Origin of the sequence: Mycobacterium sp., from assembly GCF_039583785.1 — a bacterium.
Lineage (GTDB): Bacteria > Actinomycetota > Actinomycetes > Mycobacteriales > Mycobacteriaceae > Mycobacterium.
This window is the reverse complement of the sequence record NZ_JAVKSG010000074.1, coordinates 1-15985: the sequence shown is the minus strand read 5'-3', so window position 1 is coordinate 15985 and position 15985 is coordinate 1. Positions and strand designations below refer to the sequence as shown.

Here is a 15985-nt window from a genome sequence, read left to right as displayed (position 1 = left end):
CGCATAGGAAGCGCGAGTATTCTCACCGCCATGCGAACGACATTCACGAGCATCCTCGCCGGCGGGATGTTGGCCGCCGCGGCCGGGGCAATGATTGCGCTGCCAGTGGCCAGCGCGGCATGTGAGGGACAGACCGTAGGTAATTCGATCAACTCTTACCTCCTGCGGCATCCCGACTTGCACGCGGAGTTGGAGGCCAAGTCTGAGGCCGAAGGTGGTGGCCCCAACGTGATCGACTATCTGAATCGGCATCCAGACGTGCGGCAGCACCTGATCGACCTGTCGGCGCAGTGCGCGCCGTAGCCGGGGAGTGAATCCGGCTCGTCGTTGACGGCCGCGGCAAAGTTCGCTTGTTGACGAAAACTAGAACACGTTCTAGCGTCGAGTCGTGCCCGCCTCCCTTGTCTCCCAGCCGCTGATCGACGCCATCGCCGAAGCCGAAGAACTGGTCACCGGCGCCCCGCATATCGACACCGAAGCCGACCTGCTCGAGGGCCTGCAATACCTGGCCGGCTGCGTGGCTGCCTGCGAGCACATGGTGTTCGACTACGAGCGCGACCACCCCGTACTGCTGTCCGGCACCGGCCCGTACACCAAGATGGGCTTGGACAATCCGGACACCCTCTACTTCGGCTGCCGGGTGCAACCGAACCACGATTACCTTGTCACCGGCGTTCGCGGCAGCACCACCGACCTGAGCTTCCAGCTGCTCGGCGGCGAGTACACCGCCGATTTCGTGCCCGCCAGCCAGGCCGCGTTCGACGACCGTGAACTCGAGATCGCCGCGGACGGCAGCTTCGGCTGGCAGGTCCGGCCAACCAGCCTCGGCCAGCTGGTGATCCGCGAGGTCTACGGCGACTGGTCGCAGCGACGCGGCACGCTGGCCATCGAGCGGCTCGACACTGCCGGCACCGCGCCGCCGCCGCTGAGCCGTGCGACGATCGAAAAGCGTTACAGCGCAGCCGGAAAGCAACTGGTCAACCGGATCAAGACCTGGCTGCAGTTCCCGCAGTGGTTCTATCTGGACATCCCGGTCAACACCATGGTCGCGCCGCGGCTGACGCCCGGCGGTCTGGCGACGCAGTATTCCTCGGTCGGGCACTTCGAGCTGCGACCCGACGAGGCTCTGATCATCACGCTGCCGGTCACCGACGCGCCCTACCTGGGTTTCCAGCTGGGCAGCCTGTGGTACATCTCGCTGGACTACGTCAACCATCAGACATCGCTGAACAATGCTCAGGCGCAAGCGGATCCGGATGGCAAGGTGCGCATCGTCGTCGCCGACCAGAACCCCGGCGTCACCAACTGGGTCGAAACGCTGGGCCATCGCCGCGGTTTCCTGCAGTTCCGTTGGCAGCGGGTGTCGCGGCAACTCACCGACGCCGATGGTCCCACTGTCGAGCTGGTCAACATCGACAAGGTGCCGGGAGCCCTGCCCCACTACCAGCACAATAAAATTTCTGGCGAAGACTGGCGTACCCGAATCACGTTGCGTCAAAAGCAAATTGCGTCCAGGATGCTGGGGTAATCATGACGGGAATGCTCGACAAAAAAGTCATCGTGATCAGCGGGGTGGGGCCGGGGCTCGGCACCACGCTGGCGCACCGCTGCGCGAGGGACGGCGCCGAGTTGGTGCTGGCGGCGCGCACGGTCGAGCGTCTGGAGGATCTCGCCCAGCAACTCGGCGACGCCGGGCACAAGGCGCTGGCGGTACGCGCGGACATCACCGAGGACGACGACGTCGCTGCGCTGGTGGAGTCGACGACGTCGAACTTCGGCAAGGTCGACGTGCTGATCAACAACGCGTTCCGGGTGCCGTCGATGAAACCGTTGGCCAGCACCAGCTTCCAGCACATCCGCGACGCGATCGAACTCAGCGCGCTGGGCGCGCTGCGCCTCATCCAAGCGTTCACGCCGGCGTTGGAAGAGGCCAACGGATCGGTCGTCAACGTCAACTCCATGGTGCTGCGGCACTCGCAGGCGAAGTACGGCGCCTACAAGATGGCCAAGTCTGCGCTGCTGTCGATGTCGCAGTCGCTGGCCACCGAGCTGGGCGAGAAGGGAATCCGGGTGAATTCCGTTGCGCCCGGCTATATCTGGGGTGAGACGCTGCAGGGCTACTTCGAGCACCAGGCCGGCAAGTACGGCACCACCGCCGACCAGATCTACCAGGCCACCGCCGCCAGTTCCGACCTCAAGCGCTTGCCCACCGAGGACGAGGTGGCGTCGGCGATCATGTTCATGGCCAGCGACTTGTCCAGCGGCATCAGCGGGCAGACGCTCGACGTCAACTGCGGTGAGTACCACAACTGATGACCGCCGCTGACGATGCAGAGCGAAGCGACGAGGAGGAGGCGGCGTAATGGCTGAACGTACCGACATCGCGACCGTCGATGAGTTGCACGCCTCCGCCACCAAGCTGACCGGGCTCGATGACTTCGGCGTCGACAACGACAACTATCGGGAAGCGCTCGGCGTGCTGTTGGATTCCTACCGGCAGGAAGCCGGCCTGACGGTGTTGGGCAGCAAGATGAATCGCTTCTTCCTGCGTGGCGCGCTGGTGGCCAGGCTGTTGTCGGAGTCGGCGTGGAAGCAGTATCCGCAACATGTCGACGTCGACGTCAAGCGACCCATCTTCGTCACCGGTCTGGTGCGCACCGGCACCACGGCGTTGCATCGACTGCTCGGCGCCGACCCGGCGGCCCAGGGTCTGCACATGTGGTTGGCGGAGTTCCCGCAGCCACGCCCGCCGCGCGACACCTGGGCATCGCATCCGCTGTATCGCCAACTCGACGACCAGTTCAACCGGCATCACCAGGACAATCCGGGATACACCGGCCTACACTTCATGGCCGCCTACGAACTCGAGGAATGCTGGCAACTGCTGCGCCAGTCGCTGCACTCGGTGTCCTACGAGACGCTCGCGCACCTGCCCAGTTACTCAAAGTGGTTGTCGCAGCAGGACTGGACCCCCGCGTACCAGCGTCACCGCAAGAACCTTCAGTTGATCGGCCTCAACGACGTCGGCAAGCGGTGGGTGCTGAAGAACCCGAGCCACCTGTTCGCGCTGGATGCGCTGATGAAGACCTACCCGGATGCCCTGGTCATCCAGACGCATCGGCCGGTCGAGACGATCATGGCGTCGATGTGCTCACTGGCCCAGCACACCACCGACGGCTGGTCGACTACCTTCAGCGGGGCCCAAATCGGCGCTGACGCAATGGAAACCTGGTCACGCGGTCTGGAGCAGTTCAACACCGCGCGCGCCAGGTACAACCCGGCCCAGTTCTATGACGTCGACTACCGGGAATTGATCGCCGATCCGCTCGGCACGGTGGCCGACATCTACCGCACTTTCGACATCCCGCTCACCGACGAGGCCCGGCAGGCCATGGAAGACAGCCACGCCGAAAGCCAAAGCGGTCAACGGGCTCCGAGTCACACGTACTCGCTGGCTGACTACGGCCTGACCGCCGACGAAGTCAAGGAGCGTTTCGCCGGGCTGTGACCGACTGACATCCTACGAGTGTGCATCTGGCGACGCGACACGCCGAGAAGCCGTCGCGTGATGCACGCCCGGCGCATCGACCGCTCGGCGCATCGACCGCTCGGCGGAGGAGACCGCTTATCCGTCGCCGGGCGGAGCGGCGGTGGACACCGACTCCAGGCAGCCCTCCGCGACGGCGTGCTCGATGCTGTCGGCGAGTTTCGGGCAGGCCCGGGTCCGGGCGCTGGGTTCGCCGCGGGCGCGGACCTCGGTGAAGTAGGCGCAGCGCTGCGCAGCGTCGCTGTTCCATTGCACCGCAGTATGTCCCGGCCCGAGCCGCTTGACGTTGACCGTGGCATGGCAGAATCGGCAGTCCACCGGCTGCAGCCCCGACGTCAAGTAGCGGTTCTTGTCGGCCTGAGTGGCGGCCTGAGTGGCGGCCTGAGTGGCGGCACGCGCCGGAGCAGGCTGGTCGGCGGCGCTCATCATCAAACCTGCGTCGGTTGGCCTTCGGGCTCAGACTGCCGCTTGAGATTCTGGTCGACCTCGACGTGCCACTTCTCGTTGGCGATGGTGGTGTCCACCTCGATCTCGAAGCGGTCGGTCATGTCCGGCGTGACATCGGCTACGTCGACGTAGAACTGCTGATACCAGCGCCGCATCTGGTACACCGCGCCGTCTTCCTCGACCAGCAACGGGTTGTCGATGCGGGTCTTGTGCTTCCAGATTTCGACGTCCTGCAAAAAGCCCTTGCTGACGCCCTCGGTGAAAACCCTGGCCAGCTTGTCGGTCATCTCCTCGTCCATGCCCTTGGGCTTTTCGACGATGACACCCCACATCAGCACGAACGAGTTCTGCGTCACCGGGTAGTGGCAGTTGATCAGGATCGACTCGGCCTTAAAGTCGCCGTAGCGGTTGTGCAGCCAGTTGATCATGAATGACGGGCCGAAGTAAGACGCCTCCGAATCCAGTTGCGCCTCACCGTAGGAGGTGCCCAGATCGTTGACGTCGGGACGGCCGACATTGTGCAGGTACTGCGAGGCGATGTGGCCCTCGAAGACGTTCTTGAAATACGTCGGCAGACCGAAGTGGATGTAGAAGAAGTGCGCCATGTCGGTGACGTTGTCGATGATGTCCCGGCAGTTGGAGCCTTCGATCAGGATCGAGTTCCAGCGCCAGTCGGTCCAGTCGCCGCTGGCGAACTCGGGGATCTCCGGGATCTGCACCTCGGGCTGCGGTGGGTTGCCTTCGTGGTCGTGCCAGACGAAGAGCAGGCCGCTGCGCACGTCCGTCGTCCAGCATCGGGTACGGGCCAGCCGTGGGGTGCGCTTGGCGTAGGGGACCAGCTTGCACTTGCCGTCGCCACCCCAGCGCCAGTCGTGGAACGGGCAGGCGACCTCGTCGCCCTTGATGGTGCCCTGGGCGAGGTTGCCGCCCATGTGCCGGCAGTAGCCGTCCAGCACGTGGATGTCGCCGTGCGAGTCGGCGAACACCACCAGGTGGGTGCCGAATGCCTCGATGCCGTGGGGTTCGCCGTCCAGGTAGTCCTGGACCGGGCCCAGGCAGTGCCAGCCGCGGGCATAGCGGTCGGGCAGGGTGCCCGCGTCGATCTCGCGAACTTCGGCGGCTTCGGTAGCCATCAGGCCTCCCCTTTGATCGGGCTTCTAACTAGAACACGTTACAGTTTTTGCCCTGGATCGCGCAACGACGGGTACATCACCGACGGTTACCCGGTGTGGGGGTATATCTGAACAATGCCGCTGTTTGCTTTTGAAGGCCGATCGCCGCGGGTCGATCCCACCGCCTTCGTCGCTCCGACCGCGACCCTGATCGGCGACGTGACGGTCGAGGCCGGAGCATCGGTCTGGTTCAACGCCGTGCTGCGCGCCGACTACGGGCCGGTGATCGTGCGTGCGGGCGCCAATGTGCAAGACGGGTCGGTACTGCATTCACCGCCGGGCGTCCCCGTCGACATCGGCCCCGGTGCGACGATCGCGCACATGTGCGTCATCCACGGCGCTCACATCGGCGCCGAGGCGTTGATCGCCAACCACGCCACCATCCTCGACGGCGCGGTGATCGGCGCCCGCAGCCTGATCGCGGCGGGTGCGCTGGTGACTGCCGGCACCAAGATTCCGGCCGAGGTGTTGGTGGTCGGAGCGCCGGCCGTGGTCAAGGGCCCGATCGCCGGCACCGGTGCCGAGGTGTGGGTCAAGGTTAACCCGAAGGCCTACCAGGACCTTGCCCAGCGTTACCTGACTGGGCTGGAACCGATTTAGATCTTGCGCGCGCTCGCGGTGGCCCGGTCGACTTCCCAGTACGCGCGCAGCGCCAGCAGCTTGCCCTGGTCGTCGGCCTTGTAGGTGAACACGCCCTCGGCGGTGACCTGATGACCCGCCGCGGTGATCAGGATGTGCCCGACGTTGGCCTCTTCGTTGCCGCACTGGTAGGTGTCGCGGAAGACGAACTCGATCTTGTCGGTCGGCGCAATCGCCTTGTCCCAGAACGCCGAGATGGCGTCGCGGCCACGGTGGCCTTTTCCTTCGGGGTCGAAATGCGACGGGCCGACCGGGTCTTCGACGACGGCGTCGTCGGCGAACACCGCCAGCCAGGCCTCTTTGTCGCGGGCGGCCACCGCATCGCGGGAGCGCTGGCCGGCCAGGTGTGCCGCTGTGTCCCTCACTGCTGCCATCCCGAGTGAATGTAGGTGTCGGCGAACCGCTTCATCGAGTCCTTCTTCTGCTCGATCGGCGCGTCGAAGCCCAGTCCGTCGAACACCCAGGGGATCACGATGTTGTCGGTGACGCCGACGTCGGCCAGTTCCTTGTGGCCGTCGACACCGAATTTGTCGATGCAGACCGCCTGGTATTCGAAAGGCGCTTCGGCGCGGTCGTATTCGGCCAGCAACGCCTTGAGCTTGCCGATGGCCTCGCCGAGTTGCGCGCAGGTCATCATCGCGCTGGTCCATCCGTTGCTGACCCGGGCGGCGCGCTTGAGTGCGACGTCGGTGTGACCGCCGACGTAGAACGGCACCGGCTTGCTCGGGGCCGGGCTCATCTGCAGCTTGTCGAAGTCGTAGAAATCGCCGTGGAATTCCACCATGCCACCGCCCAGCACCAGCTTGATCACCTCGATCATCTCGTCGACGCGCTTGCCGCGTCGCGCGTAGGGCACCCCGCACCACTCGAATTCCTCTGGCGCCCAGCCGATGCCGACACCGAAGCCGAACCGGTTGTTGGTCAGGTTGGCCACCGAACCGACCTGGCGCGCCAGCAGCAGCGGATTACGCGAGCCCAGCTTCAGCACGTTGGTGTAGAAGAACAGCGTCGAGGTGACGGCGCCCATCGCGGCGGCGGCGATCAGCGGGTCCACCCACGGGGTGTTCTCGTTCCACATCCGCGACCCGTCGGGGGTGTAGGGGTAGTCGGCGGCGGCCTTCTCCATGTAGAACAGCGAGTCGGGCAGCGCGATCGCGTCGAAGCCCACCTCTTCCGCGGTTTTGGCGATCTCGACCAGCTGATCGATCGGACCCATCGCGATGCTGCAGGTGTACTTCACGGCTTATCAGCCCCCACCACCCACATCGAGTAATACTGCGAGCCACCGCCGTAGGCGTGGCCAAGTGCCTTGCGCGCATTCGGAACCTGGTGATCGCCCGCCTTGCCCATCACCTGGATGGCCGCCTCGGCGAACCGGATCAGGCCGGAGGCGCCGATCGGGTTCGACGACAACACACCGCCGGAGGCGTTGAGCGGGATCCGCCCGCCGATCGCGGTCTCACCCGCCTCGGTGAGCTTCCAGCCTTCGCCCTCGGCCGCAAATCCCAAGTTCTCCAACCACATCGGCTCGAACCAGGAAAACGGCACATAGATCTCGGCGCAGTCGATCTCGTCGATCGGACTGGTAATGCCGGCGGCCTTCCACAGCGCCTTTGCGGCGTCGCGGCCGGCCTGCGGGTTGACCTGATCGCGACCCGAATACGCCAGCGGCTCGGTGCGCAGCGCGGTGGCGTGGATCCAAGCCACCGGATGACCGTCGGCGACACGGCGGTCGGCGACCTCTTCGCTGCCGATCACCACCGCACACGCGCCGTCGGAGGACGGGCAGGTCTCGTCGAATCGGATGGGATCCCAAAGCATTTGCGACGCCATCACCTTGTCCAGCGTGATGTCGGGCTGATGCAGATGCGACAACGGGTTCTTCGCCCCGTTCAGCCGGTCCTTGACCGCCACCATCGCCCCGATGTGCGTCGGTGCACCCGAGCGGCGGATGTAGGAGCGGACGTGCGGAGCGAAGTAGCCGCCCGCGCCGGCACCCACCGGCTTGGTGAACGGCACCGGAATGCTCAACGCCCACATGGCATTCGACTCGGACTGCTTCTCCCACGCCATCGCCAAAACCCGGCGGTAGCGGCCCGATTGCACCAGGCTGGCCGCCACCACGCCGGTCGACCCACCCACCGATCCCGCGGTGTGCACCCGGATCAGCGGCTTGTTGGTCGCGCCGACGGCGTCGGCCATGAACAGCTCCGGCATCATGACGCCCTCGAAGAAGTCGGGCGCCTTACCGACCACCACCGCGTCGATGTCGTCCATGCTCGACCCGGAGTCGGCCAGTGCCCTGTCGATGGCCTCGCGAACCAAGCCGTTCATCGACACGTCCTGGCGTTTGGCGACGTATTTCGTCTGCCCGGTGCCGAGCACCGCAGCCAACTGGGGCGTCATTGTTATTTCCCTTCCAGCACGGCGACGAGATTCTGTTGCAACACCGGCCCACTGGTCGCATGCGCCAGCACCCGGCCGGCGGAGCCATCGAAAATGTGTTGTGCGGCAAAGCCGATGCGCTCCAAGCCTGCGGAGAACATCGGGTTGGCCGCCAGCGCGCCGCCCGACGGGTTGATCGTCGTCGACGCCGGCAGGCCGATCGCCTCGGTCAGAATGAGCTGCTGATGGGTGAACGGCGCGTAGATCTCGGCGATCTCGATCGAGCCGGCGTCCCCGCCGGTGGCGGCCATGGCCGACGCCGTAGTCGACGGCGACGTGGTCAGATCGCGGGCACCGAGCACCGGGGTCTCGATGCGGTGCTCGATCCCGGTGATCCAGGCTGGGTTCTCGCGCAACTCGCGGGCCCTGTCACCGGCGGCCAGCACGATCGCCGACGCGCCGTCGGTGATCGGCGCAATGTCATGGCGCCGAAGCGGATCCGCGAAGAATGGCCGGGCCAGCAACTCGTCGATACTCTTGGCCGGCTTCTCCGAGTCGGTGCGCTCCGACACCGCGAACGCGTCCAGGGCGACCTGGGCCATCTGCAGGTGAGTCCACTTGCCGGCGTCCAGGCCGAAGCGGGCCTGCAACCCGGCCATCGACACGGCGTCCGGCCACAGCGGCGCAACGGTGTACGGGTCGGTCTGCAGCGCGAGCACCCGGCGCAGCGTGCCCGCCGAGGACTTGCCGAAACCGTAGACCAGCGCGGTGTCGACCTGTCCGGTCAGGATCTTGAGGTAAGCCTCGTACAGCGCCCACGCGGCGTCCATCTCGACATGCGACTCGTTGATCGGCGGCACCGCACCGATCGAGTCGATCGCCGAGATGAACGAAAATGCCCGTCCCGCCAAGTAATCCGATGAGCCGGAGCACCAGAAGCCGATATCGGTCTGCTGCAATCCGAGCTCTCGGTAGAGCGATTGGAAACACGGCATCAGCATCTCGACGCCGTTGGTGGTGCCGTCGGTGCGGCGCACATGCGGCGCATGGGCGAACCCGACGACAGCTACATCGCGAACAGTCACATTGTTCCCTTTACAGGTGGTGTTTGTAGGTGTCGTAGTCGGCGTCGGGTTCGCCGGTCGGCTTGAAGTACTCGATGTTGTCGATACCCAGGCCCCATTCCTCGCGGGGTTTCCACACCGCCTCGACCCGCATGCCCATCCGCACCTCGGTCGCGTCGATCTCCTGGATCAGGTGCAGGAACGCGATATCCGCGCCGTCGAGCAGAACGTAGGCCGCGACGTACGGCGGTTTGATGCGCTGACCGGCGAACGGGATGTTGATGATCGCGAACGTCGTCACCGTGCCCTTGTCCGGCAACTCGATGAGAGTGTCGAGTTCCAGGCCGGTGGCGGGGTCGGCTTCCTTGGGCGGGAAGTACACCTTTCCGTGCTCGCCGGTACGGGCGCCCAGCAGCTTGCCCTCTTCCAGCCCGCGCAGAAACGCGGTCTCGGGAAGTGATGCGGTGTGCTGGATTTCGATGTTGCTCGGGACGACCTGGACCGTCACCGGCTCACGATCGTCTGTCGCGTCGGGGACCGCCTCGGCCTGGTCACCGAGCGCGAAGTAGGCGATGTCGGTGATCGCCCCCGCCGGCTCGTCGGCCCAGTGCACGTGCACCCGGGCACCGCTGCTGATCGCGCCGGACGATCCCGCGTCAACCGCGTGCAACAGTGGGATGTCGGCGCCGTCGAGTTTGATCAGCGCCCAGGCGAACGGGTGGTCCAGTGGTTGTCCTTCAAGGGGTTTCGATTGCCAGGTCCACGACAGCACGGTCCCGACACTGGCCACCGGCACGATCTCGGTCAGCCGTTGGTAGGTCACCGGATCGAACTCGGCGGGCGGTACGTAGACCCGGCCATCGGAGCCGCGGACACCGACGACGCGTCGCTCGCGCAGGGCGGTGAAGAATTGGCTGAGGATCGGGCCGACTGAACGGGTGTAGTCGAAGGACAGCCTCAGAGGCGCCGAGAGTGGCTTCTGATGGGTATCGATCTGCACCGGGCTGCTTTGGCTGGTGGTCACAGCAACGAGTAGAACAGGTTCTAAGAATGGATTCAAGATAGGGTCGAGACCTCCCACGGAAGGTAGTGCGCATGAAGCTCGGACTGCAGCTGGGATATTGGGGTGCTCAGCCGCCGGACAACCACGCCGAACTCGTGTCCGCGGCCGAGGACGCCGGGTTCGACGCGGTGTTCACCGCCGAGGCGTGGGGCTCGGATGCCTACACGCCGCTGGCCTGGTGGGGCTCGTCGACGCGGCGGCTGCGCCTGGGCACGTCGGTCGTGCAGCTTTCCGCGCGCACCCCGACCGCGTGCGCGATGGCGGCGTTGACCCTCGACCACCTGTCCGGCGGCCGGCACATCCTGGGGCTCGGGGTATCCGGTCCGCAGGTGGTGGAGGGCTGGTACGGCCAGCCATTTCCCAAGCCGCTGGCCCGGACCCGCGAATACGTCGACATCCTCCGGCAGGTGTGGGCCCGGGAGAAGCCCGTCACCAGCGACGGCCCGCACTACCCGCTGCCGCTGAAGAGCGCGCGCGCAACGGGTCTGGGCAAGCCGCTCAAGCCGATCACCCACCCGCTGCGCTCCGACATCCCGATCATGCTGGGTGCCGAAGGGCCGAAGAACGTGGCGCTGGCCGCCGAGGTCTGCGACGGCTGGCTGCCGATCTTCTACACGCCGCGGATGGCCGACACCTACAACGAGTGGTTGGACGAGGGGTTCGCCCGGCCAGGTGCGCGCCGTAGCGGCGAGGACTTCGAGATCTGCGCGACCGCCAACATCGTCATCACCGAGGACCGCAGCGCGGCGTTCGCGGCGATGAAGCCCTACATCGCGCTCTACATGGGCGGGATGGGCGCCGAGGACACCAACTTCCACGCCGACGTCTACCGCCGGATGGGGTACGCCGAGGTGGTCGACGACGTGACCAAGCTGTTCCGCAGTGGACACAAGGACAAGGCTGCCGAGATCATTCCGGACGAGGTGATCGAGGACGCCGCGATCGTCGGCGACGTCGACTACGTGCGTAAGCAGATCACGGCCTGGGAGGCCGCCGGCGTGACCATGATGGTGGTCAGCGGCCGCAGTACAGAGCAGGTCCAGGAGTTGGCCGGCTTGGTCTGACCCGTCCTTGCGGTCAGGTAGAACACGTTCTAGCGTGGCGATCGCACGCGCGGCGAAGCCGGGCGTAGCGGGTCGTCGCCAGGACAAGGAGGCCGGATGGCGGTGAGCGGCCGATCAGCCGATGGCGTGCGCGTCGCCGAACGTCATCTCGACGTGGCCGACCGCTCCCGACACCATCGCGCGCTTGGGCAGGCCCAACGACGCCAACTCCTTGGCGTAGGGGTGCGTGCCGAGGCGCAGCGTCGCGCCGCCGGGCCGTCCGCGCATCCCGCGGATCCGCATCTCCCACGGGACTTCGCGAGTGCTGCCCTCGGCGTAGGTGTAGGTCTTGAGCACTTGCGGTCGCGACGTGAACAGCGAAGGGACCGGCAGCCCAGCGCCGAAATCGATGCCGGCGATGTGCTGGCCTTCGGCGCTGACGTCAAATCCGAAGCCGCCTTCGTCGCGAACGGTGAAGTCCGCCATGATCTTTGGGAATCCCCAGATTGTGCGGCCGGCCTCCAACGTGAAAGCCTGGTCGACCGGCAGGTGGTGGATGAACGCCGCGGCGTCACCGAGAGCCTTGAGGCCACGGGCATGCGAGCCGGGCGGGTTGACCATCACCGCGGTGCCGAATTCGTGGTACTGCCCCAGATCGCCGTCGATGTAGCGCACCAGCATCAGGTTGACCACTGCGCGACCGGGCCGGTGCCGGCAGACCTGCAGTCCGCTGTAGTCGATAAGTCGCTGTGCGGCAACGGCATCGACCGAGAACATCGCGGTGTGCACGTCCGCTTTACGAATCTGCACCGGCATGGTGAGCACTGTTCCGGCGATGGTGTGCTGTGAATTCGGCATGCCGGCCACTGTAATCCGATAACTGGAGGTTGAGTACATGACCGCGACCATCCCGGAAACGATCCGAGACATCGACCTGGCGGACGGCACCTTCTACGCCGACGGCGCCCGGTCGCGCGAAGCCTACCGCTGGATGCGCGCCAACCAGCCGGTGTTCCGCGACCGCAACGGCCTGGCGGGTGCGACCACCTATCGGGCCATTCTCGACGCCGAGCGCAACCCCGAGTTGTTCTCCAGCACCGGCGGTATCCGGCCCGATCAGCCCGGTATGCCGTACATGATCGACATGGACGACCCGGCGCACCTGTTGCGTCGCAAGCTGGTCAACGCCGGGTTCACCCGCAAACGGGTGACCGAGAAGGAGCCGTCGATCGCCCGGCTGTGCGACACGCTGATCGACGCGGTCTGCCAGCGCGGCGAGTGCGACTTCGTCCGTGACATCGCGGCCCCGCTGCCGATGGCGGTGATCGGCGACATGCTCGGCGTGCTGCCCGAAGATCGCGGCATGCTGCTGCAGTGGTCGGACGATCTGGTCACCGGGCTGAGCTCACACCTCGACCCGGCCGGCCCGGAATTTCAGACGGTGATGAATGCCTTTGCGGCGTACACCGAATTCACCATGAGCACGATCGCCAAGCGTCGCGCCGAGCCCACCGACGACCTGTTCTCGATCCTGGTCAACTCCGAAGTCGAGGGACAGCGGATGTCCGATGACGAGATCGTGATGGAAACCCTGCTGATCCTGATCGGCGGCGACGAGACCACCCGGCACACGCTGTCCGGCGGCACTGAGCAGATCGTGCGTCACCGCGACCAGTGGGACGCGCTACGCGCCGACGCGTCACTGCTGCCCGGCGCGATCGAGGAAATGCTGCGCTGGACGTCGCCGGTCAAGAACATGTGCCGAACGTTGAACGCCGACACCGAGTTTCACGGCGCCGAGCTGAAACAGGGCGAGAAGATCATGCTGCTGTTCGAGTCGGCCAACTTCGACGAGTCGATGTTCGAGAACGCCGACACCTTCGACATCCGTCGAGACCCCAACAGTCACGTCGCTTTTGGCTTCGGCACGCACTTCTGTCTGGGAAATCAGCTGGCCCGCCTGGAACTGCGGCTGATGACCGAACGGGTGCTGCAGCGGCTGCCCGATCTGCGGTTGGCCGACGACGGCGACGTATTGCCCTTGCGTCCGGCCAACTTCGTCAGCGGCCTGGAGTCGATGCCGATGGTGTTCACGGCTAGTTCTCCGCTGCGCGAAAGGCGCAAACAGCTCAGCGACCCTTGAACTGCGGTGCGCGCTTCTCCTTGAAGGCCAACGGGCCTTCCTTGGCGTCCTCGGACAGGAACACGCTGATGCCCAGCTGGGTGTCGATCGTGAACGCGTCGTTCTCGTGCATGCCTTCGGTTTCGCGCATCGAGCGCAGGATCGCCTGCACGGCCAGCGGCCCGTTGTTGGCGATCACGTCGGCGACCTCGAGCGCCTTATCCAGTGCGGTGCCGTCGGGGACGACGTAGCCGATCAGCCCGTAGGACAGCGCTTCGGCGGCAGTGATGTGCCGTCCGGTCAGCAGCAGATCGGCGGCAATCGTGTACGGGATCTGGCGCACCAGCCGCACCGCCGAGCCGCCCATCGGATACAGGCTCCACTTGGCCTCGGAGATGCCGAACTTGGCGCTCTCGCCGGCGATGCGGATGTCGGTGCCCTGCAGGATCTCGGTGCCCCCGGCGATCGCCGGCCCCTCGACCGCGGCGATCAGCGGCTTGGTCAGCCGCCGGCCTTTCAGCAGAGCGTCGATGCGCGACGGGTCGTAGCTGCCGTCTTTGAACGAGTCGCCCGGGGGCCGTGCGGTCGCGGCCTTGAGGTCCATGCCCGCGCAGAAGTAGCCGCCGGCACCGGTCAGGATGCAGCACCGGATGTCGGGATCGGCGTCGACGCGGTCCCAGGCCTCGACCATGATCGAGAGCATCTCGGTGGACAGCGCGTTGCGGGCCGCGGGGCGGTTCAACGTCAGAATCAGGGTGTGTCCGCGCTGCTCAATGAGGGCGTCGGCTTCTGTGGTGGACTCGCTCACGAGCAACTGCCTTCCTGCGCGTCGGCCTGAAACGTGTCAGGCTGAGTCAAACTTGTGAAAAAATGTAACACGTTCTAATTTAGGGTTCGTGGCCCTGAATATTGCCGATCTGGCGGAGCACGCCATCGATGCCGTCCCTGACCGGGTAGCCCTGATCTGCGGCCAGGAGCAACTGACCTACGCCCAACTGGAGGAGAAGGCCAACCGCCTCGCGCACTACCTGCAGAAGCAGGGCGTGCAAAAGGACGACAAGGTCGGCCTGTACTGCCGCAACCGCATCGAGATCGTCATCGCCATGCTGGGCATCGTGAAGGCGGGCGCGATCCTGGTCAACGTCAACTACCGCTACGTCGAAGGCGAACTGCGCTACCTGTTCGAGAACTCCGACATGGTCGCGCTGGTGCACGAGCGGCAGTACTCCGAGCGCGTCGCCGACGTGCTGCCCGACACCCCGCGGGTGAAGACGGTTCTGGTGATCGAGGACGGCAGCGATGCCGACTACTCCGGTTATGGCGGCGTCGAGTTCTACGCCGCGACCGCCGACTGCTCGCCGGAGCGCGACTTCGGCGAGCGCAGCGCCGACGACATCTATCTGCTCTACACCGGCGGCACCACCGGCTTTCCGAAGGGGGTGATGTGGCGCCACGAAGACATCTACCGGGTGCTGTTCGGTGGAACCGACTTCGCCACAGGCGAATTCGTCAAAGACGAGTACGACCTGGCCAAGGCCGCGGCGCAGAATCCGCCGATGATCCGCTATCCGATTCCGCCGATGATTCACGGCGCCACCCAGTCGGCCACCTGGATGTCGATTTTCTCGGGCCAAACCACCGTTCTCGCACCGGAATTCAACGCCGACCAGGTGTGGCGCACGATTCACGACCGCAAGGTCAACCTGCTGTTCTTCACCGGTGATGCGATGGCGCGGCCGCTGCTGGACGCGCTGCTCGCGCATCAGGACGAGGGTAACGAGTACGACCTGTCGTCGCTGTTCCTGCTCGCCTCGACCGCGGCGCTGTTCTCGCCGAGCATCAAGGAGAAGTTCCTCGAGTTGCTGCCCAACCGGGTCATCACCGATTCAATCGGCTCCTCGGAGACCGGTTTTGGCGGCACCAGCATCGTTGCCAAGGATGCCCCGCACAGCGGCGGCCCACGCGTGTCGATCGACCATCGGACCGTCGTGCTCGACGACGACGGCAACGAGGTCAAGCCCGGTTCCGGCGTGCGCGGCTTCATCGCCAAGAAGGGCAACATTCCGGTCGGCTACTACAAGGACGAGAAGAAGTCTGCCGAGACGTTCCAGACCATCAACGGCGTCCGCTACGCCATCCCGGGTGACTGGGCGACGGTCGAAGAGGACGGCAGCGTGACGATGCTGGGCCGTGGCTCGGTGTCGATCAACAGTGGCGGCGAGAAGATCTACCCCGAGGAAGTCGAAGCCGCCCTGAAGGGGCATCCCGACGTCTTCGACGCGTTGGTGGTCGGCGTACCCGACCCGCGCTACGGCCAGCACGTCGCCGCCGTCGTGCAGGCCCGGCCCGGCGCACGGCCCGCGCTGTCGGAGTTGGACGCGTTCGTCCGGGCCGAGATCGCCGGATACAAAGTGCCGCGCAGTCTTTGGCTGGTCGACGAGGTCAAGCGCTCACCGGCCGGTAAACCCGACTACCGGTGGGCCAAGGAACAGACCGAGGCGCG

At 65.6% G+C, this 15985-nt stretch carries 16 protein-coding genes and 1 pseudogene; 8 read left to right on the top strand and 9 right to left on the bottom strand.

The annotated features are described in order from the left end of the window. Positions 1-30: 30 nt before the first annotated feature. The 4 genes from ABDV69_RS17585 to ABDV69_RS17570 all read left to right on the top strand — a co-directional run bounded on the left by ABDV69_RS17585 (position 31) and on the right by ABDV69_RS17570 (position 3508). Complete coding sequence (locus tag ABDV69_RS17585) at positions 31-303, top strand: hypothetical protein (RefSeq protein ID WP_343576654.1); 273 nt, start codon at positions 31-33, stop codon at positions 301-303. 85 nt (positions 304-388) lie between these two features. Continuing rightward, positions 389-1528, top strand: a complete 1140-nt coding sequence (locus ABDV69_RS17580; RefSeq protein ID WP_343576652.1) for a hypothetical protein — start codon at positions 389-391, stop codon at positions 1526-1528. 2 nt (positions 1529-1530) lie between these two features. Then, positions 1531-2313 carry an SDR family oxidoreductase gene (locus ABDV69_RS17575; RefSeq protein ID WP_343576650.1) on the top strand — a complete coding sequence of 261 codons (783 nt, stop codon included), beginning with the start codon at positions 1531-1533 and terminating at the stop codon, positions 2311-2313. A 49-nt stretch (positions 2314-2362) separates the two neighbouring features. Next, positions 2363-3508, top strand: coding sequence for a sulfotransferase (locus tag ABDV69_RS17570; RefSeq protein ID WP_343576648.1), 1146 nt, complete (start codon positions 2363-2365; stop codon positions 3506-3508). 117 nt (positions 3509-3625) lie between these two features. On the opposite strand, the pseudogene ABDV69_RS17565 reads toward ABDV69_RS17570, so the two are convergent. Together ABDV69_RS17565 and ABDV69_RS17560 are read right to left on the bottom strand one after the other, a co-directional pair. Further along, positions 3626-3928 (bottom strand): annotated as a pseudogene (locus tag ABDV69_RS17565) (hypothetical protein); the annotation flags it as partial. A gap of 47 nt (positions 3929-3975) precedes the next feature. Then, complete coding sequence (locus ABDV69_RS17560) at positions 3976-5127, bottom strand: Rieske 2Fe-2S domain-containing protein (RefSeq protein WP_343576645.1); 1152 nt, start codon at positions 5125-5127, stop codon at positions 3976-3978. A 114-nt stretch (positions 5128-5241) separates the two neighbouring features. On the opposite strand from ABDV69_RS17560, the gene ABDV69_RS17555 reads away from it, so the two are divergent. After that, complete coding sequence (locus ABDV69_RS17555) at positions 5242-5766, top strand: gamma carbonic anhydrase family protein (protein WP_343576643.1); 525 nt, start codon at positions 5242-5244, stop codon at positions 5764-5766. Here the strand turns inward: ABDV69_RS17555 and ABDV69_RS17550 are convergent. From ABDV69_RS17550 to ABDV69_RS17530, 5 genes are read right to left on the bottom strand one after another with little or no spacing between them, the layout of a single operon-like run. After that, the gene (locus tag ABDV69_RS17550) at positions 5763-6179 is read right to left on the bottom strand and encodes a nuclear transport factor 2 family protein (RefSeq protein WP_343576641.1); all 417 of its coding nucleotides are present in this window, start codon (positions 6177-6179) and stop codon (positions 5763-5765) included. The two genes, ABDV69_RS17555 and ABDV69_RS17550, sit on opposite strands and share 4 nt — an antisense overlap. After that, a complete protein-coding gene (locus tag ABDV69_RS17545; RefSeq protein WP_343576638.1) occupies positions 6167-7045 on the bottom strand; it encodes a TIGR03619 family F420-dependent LLM class oxidoreductase in 879 nt (292 codons plus the stop codon). The genes ABDV69_RS17550 and ABDV69_RS17545 overlap by 13 nt, the downstream gene beginning before the upstream one ends. Continuing rightward, positions 7042-8211, bottom strand: coding sequence for a thiolase domain-containing protein (locus ABDV69_RS17540; RefSeq protein ID WP_343576635.1), 1170 nt, complete (start codon positions 8209-8211; stop codon positions 7042-7044). The genes ABDV69_RS17545 and ABDV69_RS17540 overlap by 4 nt, the downstream gene beginning before the upstream one ends. 2 nt (positions 8212-8213) lie before the next feature. Further along, positions 8214-9275, bottom strand: coding sequence for a thiolase domain-containing protein (locus tag ABDV69_RS17535; protein WP_343576633.1), 1062 nt, complete (start codon positions 9273-9275; stop codon positions 8214-8216). A gap of 10 nt (positions 9276-9285) precedes the next feature. After that, the gene (locus ABDV69_RS17530) at positions 9286-10278 is read right to left on the bottom strand and encodes an OB-fold domain-containing protein (protein WP_343576630.1); all 993 of its coding nucleotides are present in this window, start codon (positions 10276-10278) and stop codon (positions 9286-9288) included. Positions 10279-10349: 71 nt separating this feature from the next. On the opposite strand from ABDV69_RS17530, the gene ABDV69_RS17525 reads away from it, so the two are divergent. Next, the gene (locus tag ABDV69_RS17525; RefSeq protein ID WP_343576627.1) at positions 10350-11381 is read left to right on the top strand and encodes an LLM class F420-dependent oxidoreductase; all 1032 of its coding nucleotides are present in this window, start codon (positions 10350-10352) and stop codon (positions 11379-11381) included. A 114-nt stretch (positions 11382-11495) separates the two neighbouring features. On the opposite strand, the gene ABDV69_RS17520 is transcribed toward ABDV69_RS17525, so the two are convergent. After that, positions 11496-12218, bottom strand: coding sequence for an acetoacetate decarboxylase family protein (locus ABDV69_RS17520; protein ID WP_343576625.1), 723 nt, complete (start codon positions 12216-12218; stop codon positions 11496-11498). Positions 12219-12255: 37 nt separating this feature from the next. Here ABDV69_RS17520 and ABDV69_RS17515 point away from each other — a divergent pair, with 37 nt between their 5' ends. Next, a complete protein-coding gene (locus tag ABDV69_RS17515) occupies positions 12256-13503 on the top strand; it encodes a cytochrome P450 (RefSeq protein ID WP_343576623.1) in 1248 nt (415 codons plus the stop codon). Here ABDV69_RS17515 and ABDV69_RS17510 read toward each other — a convergent pair. After that, positions 13490-14290 (bottom strand): crotonase/enoyl-CoA hydratase family protein, encoded by an 801-nt coding sequence (locus tag ABDV69_RS17510; RefSeq protein ID WP_343576621.1) that lies wholly within the window; start codon positions 14288-14290, stop codon positions 13490-13492. The two genes, ABDV69_RS17515 and ABDV69_RS17510, sit on opposite strands and share 14 nt — an antisense overlap. Before the next feature lie 88 nt (positions 14291-14378). Between ABDV69_RS17510 and ABDV69_RS17505 the strand changes: the two genes are divergently transcribed. Then, positions 14379-15985 (top strand): acyl-CoA synthetase (locus tag ABDV69_RS17505; RefSeq protein ID WP_343576619.1); only part of this gene is annotated, 1607 nt, incomplete at its 3' end.